Source organism: Nocardia sp. NPDC056000, from assembly GCF_042269265.1.
Lineage (GTDB): Bacteria > Actinomycetota > Actinomycetes > Mycobacteriales > Mycobacteriaceae > Nocardia.
Genome location: NZ_JBHJXS010000024.1, coordinates 68050 through 74603, shown reverse-complemented (window position 1 = coordinate 74603; position 6554 = coordinate 68050). Strand labels below are relative to the sequence as shown.

The window sequence follows — 6554 nt, the reverse complement described above, 5'->3', positions numbered from 1 at the left end:
GGATCGCTTGATGCGATCCGGCCCGAAGTCTGTTGTGCGTGAAGTTGTTTCGCTGATGCCGTGCTTACGGGGCCGAGATGCGGTTGAAGAAGCCGATGCCGACGCCGATCGCGGCCGGAACACCGGTCAGGATCAGGCCCGCGGCCGCACCCAGCGGGATACCGACCAGCGCACCGGCGAAGCAGCCGCCGATCCAGCCGGGCAGCAGCACCGGGGTGCCGAGGAACGCGCCGATGGCGCAGCCGCCGACGCCGCCGATGAGGGTGCCGACCATGGTGCCGATGGCAGTGATGACCGCGAACTGCGAGGAGGCGGCCGACCAGGCCGAGTCCTGATCCGCCTGGCTGGCGACATTCTGCAGCGGCAGATCGGCCGGGTGGGCCGCGGCCGGATCCATATTCGGGGTCAACGTCGCGGTGTTGCCGTCGATCTGGGCCGCGATCGGGAAGGCCAGGCCGTCCTTGACGAAGTTCAGCGGGAAGGCGGTGACCAGGCCGCCCTGGGTGTCGCGCACCTGGAACTGATCACCCTGGGTGGTCAGCGAACCGATATCGGTCTTCAGGACCACCGACGCGCCTTCGATCTTGGCGTCGTAGTGGATAGCCGAGGCTTCCGGGGCGGCGTCGGCGGGGGCGGCGTAGCTGGTGCCGGTGGTGATGCCGAGGGCCGCGATGGCCAGAGCGGAGGTGGCGGCGAACTTCTTGAAACGCATGACTTCTCGTCGCTTTCGTCGGGCGGGACCCCTGTCTTGGGGAGCAGGTCCTCGTCGAGCACCTGGTGAATAGAATGGTTTTTCTATGTTGCCGAGGTGTTGCCGAATCATGGCGATAATGGGTCGTCAAGCACGTTTCGGTTACGGTTCATGTTCAAACGGTCTTTTCAGGCCGTAATAAGCAAACTCTCAGTGCATAACAAAGGCCGGTACACATCCGAGGATGCGTACCGGCCGAGTGCCGCGGAGCGGGCTGTACTACTGGTTCGCGGGATCGTTGATGCGCTGGAAGAAGCCGATGGCGATGACGATCGCGGCCGGAACACCGGTCAGGATCAGGCCCGCGGCCGCACCCAGCGGAATGCCGATGAGCGCGCCCGCGACGCAACCGCCCAGCCAGCCCGGCAGCAGAATCGGGGTGCCGAGGAACGCGCCGATCGCGCAGCCGCCGATACCGCCGACCAGGGTGCCGATCAGCGTTCCGATAGCGGTGATGATGCCGAACTGCGCACCCGCGGCCCCCACGGCGTCATCGAACGCCTTCTGCTGGGTCGCCTGGTGAATCGGCAGATCGACCGGGCGCGCGGCGGCGGGATCCATATCCGGGGTCAGGGTCGCGCGCAGGCCGTTGATGGCGGCCTTCAGCGGGTACTGCAGGCCGTCCTTGATGAAACCGAGCGGGAAGGCCGCGACCAGGCCGCCATGGTTGTCGAGCAGCTGGAACTGATCATTCTCGGTGGTCATCGCACCCGCGTCGGTGGTCAGCACGACCGAATCACCCTCGATCGCGGCGTTCCAGTGAATGGAAGGCACCAGGCCGTCGACCGCGGAGTTGAGGCCCTCGACAATGTCCGAGGCACCCGGGACCACCGGGGCGGGAGCGGGATCGGCGTGAACGGCTCCGGCGCTGATGCCGAGGGCCGCGATAACCATGACCGATGTCGCGGCAAATTTGCTGAACTTCATCACTTCGTACGCTTTCCTTGCTCGAACACTGACGGAGATTCGGATTCGGGCCAGATAACAAGCCCACTAGTCAAGTGTCCAGGAATGAGTTACTGATAGGTAGCTAAGAAAGCGTATTGATAGCCGAACTCACTGAAACCGAGGTTGTGTGATCCCCTCCATAGCGGTGTCGCACCGATAGCATGTGGAGGCCCGGACCCGATTCGCATTCGCTCGTGATCGAAAGGCGTCGAATGGCCGAGACCATGCGCGCGGTGGTGCTCGACGCACCAGGACCACCCAATGCGCTGCATATCCGGGACCTGCCCGTCCCCGTTCCCGAGCCCGGGCAGGTGCTGATCCGGGTCAAGGCGTTCGGGCTCAATCGCTCCGAGCTGCATACGCGGCTCGGGCTGGCCGACGGCGTGATCTTCCCGCGGGTGCTCGGTATCGAGGCCACGGGCGTCGTGGCGGAATGCCCCGGCGGCGAATTCGAACCCGGACAGCAGGTCGTGACGCTGATGGGCGGTATGGGCCGCACCTTCGACGGCGGCTACGCCGAATACACCTGCGTACCCGCCGGACAGGTGATCCCGTTCCACAGCGATCTGCCCTGGGATGTGCTGGGCGCGGTGCCGGAGAGGTTGCAGACCTCGTACGGTTCGCTCACCGTCGGATTGGATGCCAAGCGCGGCCAATCCATTCTGATTCGCGGCGGTACCTCCTCGATCGGCATGTGCACCGCGGTGCTGGCCAAACAGCGCGGTATGACCGTGCTGGCCACCACCCGCAATCCGGACAAGGCCGAGGCGCTGCACCGGATCGGCGTCGACCACGTGATCCTGGACGACGGTGATATCGCCCCGCGGGTGCGCGAGATCGTGGACGGCGGGGTGCACACCGCGCTGGAATTGATCGGGACGCCGACGCTACCGGACACCTTGCGCGCCACCGCTTTCCACGGTGTCGTCTGCTTCACCGGCATGCTCTCCAACCAGTGGACGGTCGAGAACTTCTATCCCATCGGCTATCTGCCGCGCGGGGTCCGGCTGGCGGCCTACGGCGGCGAAGCCGGTGATCTGCCGCCGGAGGTGCTGCAATCGTTCCTCGACGCGGTGGCGCACGGCATCACCACGGTTCCCATCAGCGGTACCTTCACCCTCGATGAGATCCGGCAGGCGCATACGGTGATGGAATCCGGCACCGCCACAGGCAAACTCGTCGTCACCACCTGAATCGGAGGAGCGCGTATGTGGATCGTCGCCGCTATTTTGGTCGCCCTGGTGGCCGTACTACACGGCTACATCCTGGTGCTGGAGATGTTCCTGTGGGATAAGGGCCCCGGACGGCAGCTGTCGGGATTCGATTCGGAGATGGCGGCCGCCACCAAACCGCTGGCGGCGAATCAGGGCCTGTACAACGGGTTCCTGGCGGCCGGACTGGTGTGGGGCCTGATCCTGGGCAGGCAGGACGGACACGGTGTGCTGGTGTTCTTCACCAGCTGCGTGGTGATCGCGGGCCTGTACGGCGCGGCCACCGCGAATCGGCGGATTCTCGTCGCGCAGGCGCTGCCGGGCGCATTGGCGCTGGCGGCGGTGCTCATCGCCGGGCGGTGACGATGCCCGCTGCCGGATAAACGATTACGGTGGCCTGATGAATGAACCCGCGGTCGCACCGCTGCGAATCGGCGTCCTCGGTGCGGCGAGCATCGCGCCCTCGGCCCTGATCGCCCCGGCCAAGCGCAATCCCGAGGTGACGGTCGCGGCGGTGGCCGCGCGCGATGGTATGCGGGCGGCGGCGTTCGCGAAGAAGCACGGTATCGAAGCGGCCTACGACGATTACGAAAAGCTGGTCACCGCACCGGATATCAACGCGGTCTACATTCCGCTGCCCAATGGTTTGCACGGGCGGTGGACGCGGGCCGCGCTGGCGGCGGGCAAACATGTGCTGTGCGAGAAGCCGTTCACGGCCGATGCCGCCGAAGCCCGCGAAATCCAGGCGCTGGCACAGGATTCGGATCGGGTGGTGATGGAGGCGTTCCACTACCGCTATCACCCGTTCACGCTGGCGGCCGAAAAGATCGCCGCCTCCGGCGAATTGGGCGAACTGGTGCGGATCGAGACCGCCTTCTGCTTCCCGCTGCCCAAGTTCTCCGATATCCGGTACGACTACGATCTCGCCGGTGGCGCGCTCATGGACGCCGGCTGCTACGCCGTGCATATGGCGCGCGTACTCGGTCGTGAACAGCCCGAGGTCACCTCGGCGCAGGCGAAGGTGCGCGATCCGCGGGTCGACCGCGCCATGACCGCCGAACTGCGGTATCCGAGCGGGCATACCGGGCGGATTCGCTGTTCGATGTGGTCCTCGGATGTGCTGCGGGTCAGCGCGCGGGTCATCGGTGAGCGGGGTGAGCTTCGGATGCTCAATCCGATCGGGCCGCAGCTCGGGCATCGGCTGACCGTGCGCACCGATCAGGGTAGGCGCGTCGAACGGTTCACGCGCCGCCCGACCTACGACTTCCAACTCGACGCGTTCGCCGATGCCGTGCTGCGCGGTGCGCCGGTACTGACGCCGCCGCAGGATTCGGTCGAGAACATGGCCGTCATCGACGCGATCTATCAGGCCGCTGGACTGCCGCTGCGCCAGCCCAGCTGAGACGCCGATCCCCCGGGCGAGGGACGGCGAATCCCTCACCGGGGTGATGGTTTCAGCCGTTCCCGAACCTAGGCTGCTGTGCATCGGGCCGTGACAACGCGGCGAGGTACGCCCTCGGCCCGGCACGGCGGCTTTGGGAGGCACAGTGTTCGGTTCCGTCAGCAGAAGAGGATTCCTGGCCGGGGCGGCCACCACCGCGGCGGCGGCCACCGTCGCCGCACCGGCGGGCCGGGCGCGCGCCGATGTGAACCCGGACCGGCCCAATATCCTCGTCGTGCTGGTGGACGAGATGCGCGCACCGGTCTGGTTCCCGGATCAGGGAGTGCTGGACGGGCTATTGCCGAATCTGGCGCGAATCCGTTCCGGCGGAGTGTCCTTCGACAATCACTACACCGCCGCCAATGATTGCACCGCTTCGCGCGGGGTGCTCGCGACCGGGTTGTACAGCCATCAGACCGGCTGCATGGTGGTCTCGGAATCCACGCTGTCACCGAAGTTTCCGACCTGGGGGTCGATGCTGCGCGATCACGGCTACGAGAGCACCTGGTGGGGGAAATGGCATCTCGGGCACTATCCGGATCGCACGCCCGGGGCGCTGGACGCGTACGGGTTCGGCGGCGGCACCTATCCCTCGCCGAACGGGGCTCCCGGACAGGGGCTTTCGATGGATCCCAAGATCGTCGACCAGTTCGCGGACTGGTTCGAACACGATGCCGGGACCGCGCCGTGGTGCACCACGGTATCGCTGGTGAATCCGCACGATATCCAGTACTGGCCGCGCTGGACGCGCCGCGATCAGGCCAATCTGAATATCCCGCAGTGGGTTTCGGAGCTGCCGCCGAACTTCGAATCGCCCGAACAGCTGAGCCGCAAACCGCGGTTGCAGACCGCGCTCATGCAGGTGTCGGCCATCGCGTTCGGGCTCGCCGAATACGGGACGCCGCAGGCGCGGCAGGCGTGGATCGATATGCGCAATCTGTACCTGTGGTTGCAGCAGCAGGTCGATATCCAGATCGGGCGGGTGCTCGACACGCTCGCCGCACGACCGGATGTCGCGGCCAATACGGTGATCGTGTTCACCTCCGATCACGGTGATTACGCGGGCTCGCACGGTCTGCACGGGAAGGGCGGCGGCGCGTACGACGAGGCGATTCGGGTGCCGCTGTACGTGCACGATCCGCGCGGGTACTTCAGTCCGAAGGACGGGACGAGCAACCGCACGCAGCTGACCTCCAGCGTGGATATCGCGCCGCTGCTGCTGACCATCGGCACCGGCGGCAACGACTGGCGCGCGGACGGGCGCTACGAACATCTGCGGGACCGGGCCGATCTGGCGGCGCTGTGCCGGAATCCGGGGGCGGCGGGGCGGCCGTGGGTCGCGCACACCACCGATGAATCGACCATCGAGGAGGCGGCGATCATGTTCGATCGCAATGCCCCCGGCCATGTGGCCATGGTGCGCACCGCAGATGCCAAATTCGCGTCGTACTCGCACTGGGTGGACGGGCGAATTCAGATCGATCCGGGTCAGGAACAGGAATTCGAACTCTACGACTACAGCACCGAGGGTGGGCGGCTCGAACTCGACAATCAGGCCGGGGCCGGGAATCCGCTGCGCGACAAGGCGGCTCAGCTGCTCGATCAGGTGGTGCGGGAGGAGATCCAGCAGCCGCTGCCCGAATATCTGAAGGCCGCGCAGGAACAGGGCATCGGCGACTACCTCGATTCCCAGCGCAATCTGGCCGCCAAGGCCGAACGACTCGGCGCGTTCCTGGATGATTTCGTGGTGACGCACTGACACGCTGTCCTTGTTCGCGCGCGCCGTTCGTCGTATCGATATGGCCCGAGTCGACGCCGTAGGAGGAGCGATGAAATATCTGCTGATGATCGCCACCGACGAAACCGAGGTGAGCGAGGTGCCGGGCTGTGCGGCCTGGGTTCGGGAGATGACCGCGCGCGGGGTCCTGCGCGATCTCACCGGACTGTGCCCGACCAGCGATGCCACCACGATTCGGGTGCGCGGGGAGCAGGTGCTGCTCTCGGACGGGCCGTTCGCCGAGACCAAGGATCAGATCGGCGGGGCCGCGCTCATCGACTGCGCCGATCTGGACGAGGCGATCGAGGTGGTGTCGAAACATCCCGCGGCGGCACTCGGCGCGATCGAGATCCGGCCGCTACTGACGCAATGAGCCGCGGGGCGGGTGCGATGAACGGGCCCGGCGATTCCAGCGACCGCGCGAAG

At 66.3% G+C, this 6554-nt stretch carries 7 protein-coding genes; 5 read left to right on the top strand and 2 right to left on the bottom strand.

Annotated elements, in window-relative coordinates; genetic code table 11:
• Positions 1 to 64 precede the first annotated feature (64 nt).
• Positions 65 to 712, bottom strand: coding sequence for a hypothetical protein (locus tag ACFC4D_RS45325; protein ID WP_376073037.1), 648 nt, complete (start codon positions 710 to 712; stop codon positions 65 to 67).
• Positions 713 to 970: 258 nt separating this feature from the next.
• Positions 971 to 1678 carry a hypothetical protein gene (locus ACFC4D_RS45320; protein WP_375954623.1) on the bottom strand — a complete coding sequence of 236 codons (708 nt, stop codon included), beginning with the start codon at positions 1676 to 1678 and terminating at the stop codon, positions 971 to 973.
• Between the two features lie 233 nt (positions 1679 to 1911).
• Between ACFC4D_RS45320 and ACFC4D_RS45315 the strand changes: the two genes are divergently transcribed.
• The 5 genes from ACFC4D_RS45315 to ACFC4D_RS45295 all read left to right on the top strand — a co-directional run bounded on the left by ACFC4D_RS45315 (position 1912) and on the right by ACFC4D_RS45295 (position 6501).
• Positions 1912 to 2892, top strand: a complete 981-nt coding sequence (locus ACFC4D_RS45315) for a zinc-binding alcohol dehydrogenase family protein (RefSeq protein ID WP_376073034.1) — start codon at positions 1912 to 1914, stop codon at positions 2890 to 2892.
• A gap of 15 nt (positions 2893 to 2907) precedes the next feature.
• Entirely contained in the window at positions 2908 to 3273 is a 366-nt protein-coding gene (locus ACFC4D_RS45310) for a DUF1304 domain-containing protein (protein WP_375954626.1), read from the top strand.
• A gap of 37 nt (positions 3274 to 3310) precedes the next feature.
• Positions 3311 to 4312, top strand: a complete 1002-nt coding sequence (locus tag ACFC4D_RS45305; RefSeq protein ID WP_376073031.1) for a Gfo/Idh/MocA family protein — start codon at positions 3311 to 3313, stop codon at positions 4310 to 4312.
• A gap of 145 nt (positions 4313 to 4457) precedes the next feature.
• Positions 4458 to 6110, top strand: a complete 1653-nt coding sequence (locus ACFC4D_RS45300) for a sulfatase-like hydrolase/transferase (RefSeq protein WP_376073028.1) — start codon at positions 4458 to 4460, stop codon at positions 6108 to 6110.
• A gap of 70 nt (positions 6111 to 6180) precedes the next feature.
• Positions 6181 to 6501, top strand: a complete 321-nt coding sequence (locus tag ACFC4D_RS45295) for a YciI family protein (RefSeq protein ID WP_375954630.1) — start codon at positions 6181 to 6183, stop codon at positions 6499 to 6501.
• Positions 6502 to 6554 lie beyond the last annotated feature (53 nt).

What these genes read in the sequence shown, in the direction of transcription:
- ACFC4D_RS45295 (WP_375954630.1), top strand. Translation starts at nt 6,181, where the DNA reads ATGAAATATCTGCTGATGATCGCCACCGACGAAACCGAGGTGAGCGAG.
- ACFC4D_RS45315 (WP_376073034.1), top strand. Translation starts at nt 1,912, where the DNA reads ATGGCCGAGACCATGCGCGCGGTGGTGCTCGACGCACCAGGACCACCC.
- ACFC4D_RS45310 (WP_375954626.1), top strand. Translation starts at nt 2,908, where the DNA reads ATGTGGATCGTCGCCGCTATTTTGGTCGCCCTGGTGGCCGTACTACAC.
- ACFC4D_RS45305 (WP_376073031.1), top strand. Translation starts at nt 3,311, where the DNA reads ATGAATGAACCCGCGGTCGCACCGCTGCGAATCGGCGTCCTCGGTGCG.
- ACFC4D_RS45320 (WP_375954623.1), bottom strand. Translation starts at nt 1,678, where the DNA reads ATGAAGTTCAGCAAATTTGCCGCGACATCGGTCATGGTTATCGCGGCC.
- ACFC4D_RS45325 (WP_376073037.1), bottom strand. Translation starts at nt 712, where the DNA reads ATGCGTTTCAAGAAGTTCGCCGCCACCTCCGCTCTGGCCATCGCGGCC.